At 38.8% G+C, this 3660-nt stretch carries 5 protein-coding genes; 3 read left to right on the top strand and 2 right to left on the bottom strand.

Annotated elements, in window-relative coordinates:
* On the bottom strand, window positions 1-552 hold a 552-nt coding region (locus AC1DPZ_RS23900; RefSeq protein ID WP_477408186.1), incomplete at its 3' end, for a hypothetical protein.
* Between the two features lie 321 nt (window positions 553-873).
* Here AC1DPZ_RS23900 and AC1DPZ_RS23895 point away from each other — a divergent pair.
* The gene (locus AC1DPZ_RS23895) at window positions 874-1053 is read left to right on the top strand and encodes a hypothetical protein (protein ID WP_477408184.1); all 180 of its coding nucleotides are present in this window, start codon (window positions 874-876) and stop codon (window positions 1051-1053) included.
* Between the two features lie 38 nt (window positions 1054-1091).
* Here the strand turns inward: AC1DPZ_RS23895 and AC1DPZ_RS23890 are convergent, their stop codons facing one another.
* The gene (locus AC1DPZ_RS23890) at window positions 1092-1811 is read right to left on the bottom strand and encodes an RluA family pseudouridine synthase (RefSeq protein ID WP_477408182.1); all 720 of its coding nucleotides are present in this window, start codon (window positions 1809-1811) and stop codon (window positions 1092-1094) included.
* A gap of 164 nt (window positions 1812-1975) precedes the next feature.
* Between AC1DPZ_RS23890 and AC1DPZ_RS23885 the strand changes: the two genes are divergently transcribed.
* Both AC1DPZ_RS23885 and AC1DPZ_RS23880 read left to right on the top strand, forming a co-directional pair.
* The gene (locus AC1DPZ_RS23885) at window positions 1976-2440 is read left to right on the top strand and encodes a hypothetical protein (RefSeq protein WP_477408180.1); all 465 of its coding nucleotides are present in this window, start codon (window positions 1976-1978) and stop codon (window positions 2438-2440) included.
* Between the two features lie 228 nt (window positions 2441-2668).
* Window positions 2669-3660 (top strand): UDP-glucose--hexose-1-phosphate uridylyltransferase (locus AC1DPZ_RS23880; RefSeq protein WP_477408178.1); only part of this gene is annotated, 992 nt, incomplete at its 3' end.

The following is a 3660-nucleotide window of genomic DNA, read 5'->3' as shown; positions in this document are numbered from 1 at the left end:
GGATAGGGACTGGCTATATAACCCGCTTTTATAATATATATCAGATATATTGACATTTAGTACTGCCTCCAAATATGGGTCATTTAGATTTTTAACTTCGTTTTTGGCTAATCCATAACTGGATACTGCTCCAATTGAGTTCCCTTCGTCGGTTTGTACAAATGCAAGATGGGTAAAGTAATCAAAAAGAAGTAGATGATCGCTGCTTTTGTGTGCCTCGTCAATAGCTTTTACCAGGGCATTTTGCGATTCCTGGAGCTTTTCAAGCCGTCTTTGGTATATACTTTCCATGAAGTATAAAATAGACTCCTTCTGCTCCAAATTATACCTTACAAAAGTATCGGTTATTGCCTTTTTTTTTGCAACAAGCTGGTTTAAAGGTGCGTTTTGAAAAAATAACTTGATATACCTGATTACTTTGTTTTCACGTTTCTGCTGATCTTTAAGTAAAATATAATCGACCAGGCTATCTTTTTTTGCGCTGGTTTCTGCATAACTGGTTGTTAATGAGCAAATTAATAAAATTAATATAATAAAGCGAAGTGTTTTCAAAGTGCAGGTAATTTAGAATAAAAATATGCTTGCTAAAAATAAAGTCAAACTTGTGTTATCAAGCATTTACAGCAATATTTTAATCCTGTTTACGGGGTCAAAGTATATCGATTTGTTTGTGAGGAAGCATGTATTAATTAAGATTCATTACTATGTATGCTGCTCAAAATCAGGTTAAACGAACTTATTAGGTTAATTATAATGAAATATTACCGATCGGTGAGTTAAGATTATTCATATGTTTATCTGTTTTGTAAGCATTATTTGATTGGGGTATTTATTTTAATTACTATTGTACTAAGTACTATCCGTTTTAAAATTATGAAAAAAATTACGTTTTTATGTATGGCAATTATTGCCACAGGCTATTTTTCCTGTAAAAAAGACAATGCAGCCCCTGTATCGTCTAAAAGCACCACCAAAAAAGAATTGGCTGTTAGTAGTAAAAAAGACACAACCACTCAAAGAGTAGTTGCCGCGAAAGATACCACTACTCAATAGTAACGGCTACTACGTATGCTGCTAAAATAATAATGAAACTAACTATCAAATTTTTCTAATAGTTTCAGCAGCGTTTCAAAATCCTTGGGATAGGGGGCATGTATAGTGATCTCTGTCTCAGGGCTAATTTTGAATGTTACCTCATAAGCGTGAAGTGCAAAGCGTTTCATGATAGGCAGTTCTTCCTGATCTTTCCCTAAATGGTATTTCCTTTTTATTTTTGATAAAAAAACGGGCTCGCCCTTATACATTTCGTCGCCGGCTATAGATGCCCTTTGAGTTGCCAGGTGTATTCTTATCTGGTGCATACGGCCGGTTACCGGGCGGCATTCCACCAGGGTATAGTGCTTAAAGTATTTCAATGACTGAAACCAGGTTTCGGCACGTTTACCATCCTGCCTGCTAATGGTTACATTACCCTTGCCAACATTTAATATGGGCAAATCTATCAGCAGATTATCAAATGTATGGGTGCCATCGATAACGGCATGGTATACTTTTTTTACCTGGCGTTTTTCAAACTGCATGCTTACCATGCGGTAAGCCTCCGGGTTTTTGGCGATGATAAGCGCGCCGGAGGTTTCCTTATCCAAACGATGGCAAATCTGAGCATCGTCCCAATAACCCTTAGCCAGCCTGAGTAAATTTACCTCGCCGCCTTCGCGTTCATCAAGCGAACTTAAAAAAGGTGGCTTGTTAACTACAATCACATCATCATTCTCAAATAGTATCAGGTCGGCAAATTTCGGAAACTTCATATCGTATATATAGGCGGCAAAATTACGGTTTATAATTTAAACAGTTGTTATTACAGTATAGGCGGGTTAAAGTACCATTTGTAAACTTGCAGTAAAAACAAAATTTAATTATAACGGTTATAATTAAACAATAAATTAATATTTACCAATTACCTGTAAACAGCATGAGTACTAACGCAACTAAACCTGAAGAAAAAGGATTTTTTGAAAAGGTTAAAGAGACTATTGAAGGACTGTGGGATAGCACTAAGGACACTGCCGAAGACGTAAAAGAAGCCGCCGAAGATAAATTTGAAGCGCTAAAAGATAAAGTAACCACCAAAAAGGCTACTACTGCAAAAACGGCAGCTACCAAAAAGGCTGAGGCAACTGCCGATAAAGCAAAAGCTACTGCAGCTGATATAAAAGCCAAAGCTAACGAAAAAGCTAAGGCAATTACCACTAAAGCCCGGAACGAAACTGCAACGGCAAAAAAAGCCGCGGCCAATGTAAAAGCCAAAGCCAAAACCCAGGCAAAAGCCATTAATACCAATGCAAAAGCCGAAGTTGAAAAAGCAAAAAAATCAGCTGCTGCTAAAACAAAAAAAGCGGCTACCGCAGTAAAGAAAAAAGCTATTGTGGCTAAATAAACATTCACTAAAACCTGGTTTAGAGCGGCGGACTTCACAGTTCGCCGTTTTTTTTTGATAGATTTATTCTCTTATTATTGATTTTATAAGTTTCCCTTTCAGCGGGAGGTTTAGAGGAAGCTAAACTTTTTTATTTTAAATGTAACATTTACATTTATTTTTCTACTTTTGAAAAATCAAAAGCAATAACCAATTGCCATAAGCCAATAAAATCTGTATAATAACATAATGGAGACTAATAATTTCGATCTTAAAGAGCATCCGCACAGTCGCTTAAATATTTTAACAGGCGATTGGATCCTGGTATCTCCGCACCGCACAAAACGCCCCTGGCAGGGTAAGGTGGAGGCCACACAAGCCGATGAAAGGCCGCAATACGACCCGCAATGCTACCTTTGCCCCACCAATAATAGGGCCGATGGGAGCGAGAATCCTGATTACAAAGCAAGCTTTGTTTTTACAAACGACTACTCATCATTGTTGCTGAACACCCCCGATGGTGGCTTGGATGACGATGAATTATTGGTAGCCAACAGCCAGCGGGGGATTTGTAGGGTTATCAGTTTTTCGCCAAGGCATGACCTCACTTTGCCGCAAATGGAAACCGGCGAGATCAGGAAAGTTGTCGATGTATGGCAATCCGAATTTGAGAACCTTTCGTCGTTTCCATGGATAAAACATATCCAGATATTTGAAAACAAGGGCGATATTATGGGCTGCAGCAATCCGCATCCTCATGGGCAAATCTGGGCGCAAAACAGCATCCCGGTTGAGATAGCTAAAGAAACCCAGCAGCAAAAAGCTCATTTTGAACAAAAGGGCCGAAGCCTGCTTGGCGATTATATAGCCCTGGAACTTAAACGACGGGAACGTATTGTTTTTGAAAATGAGCATTTTGTTGTAGTAGTGCCCTTTTGGGCGGTTTGGCCTTATGAAACCATGATAGTAAGCAAAAGGCACGTTACCAGCATAGTTTATTTTACCGATGATGAAAAAAACGCCCTTGCTGATGCTATAAAAAGGTTAACAGTGCGGTACGATAACCTGTTTGAAACCTCGTTTCCATACTCTGCAGGCATGCATCAGGCACCCGTAAATATGGGCGAACACCCATATTGGCATTGGCACATGCATTTTTATCCACCTTTACTACGATCGGCAACGGTTAAAAAATTTATGGTTGGTTACGAGATGCTGGCAAATCCGCAGCGTGATATTAC

Source organism: Mucilaginibacter sp. P4_G9 (assembly GCF_056400985.1).
This window is presented reverse-complemented; position numbering and strand designations above follow the sequence as displayed.

Bases quoted from the DNA above. Each gene is read 5' to 3' on its own strand.
- AC1DPZ_RS23885 (WP_477408180.1), top strand. From the start codon at position 1,976: ATGAGTACTAACGCAACTAAACCTGAAGAAAAAGGATTTTTTGAAAAG.
- AC1DPZ_RS23890 (WP_477408182.1), bottom strand. From the start codon at position 1,811: ATGAAGTTTCCGAAATTTGCCGACCTGATACTATTTGAGAATGATGAT.
- AC1DPZ_RS23895 (WP_477408184.1), top strand. From the start codon at position 874: ATGAAAAAAATTACGTTTTTATGTATGGCAATTATTGCCACAGGCTAT.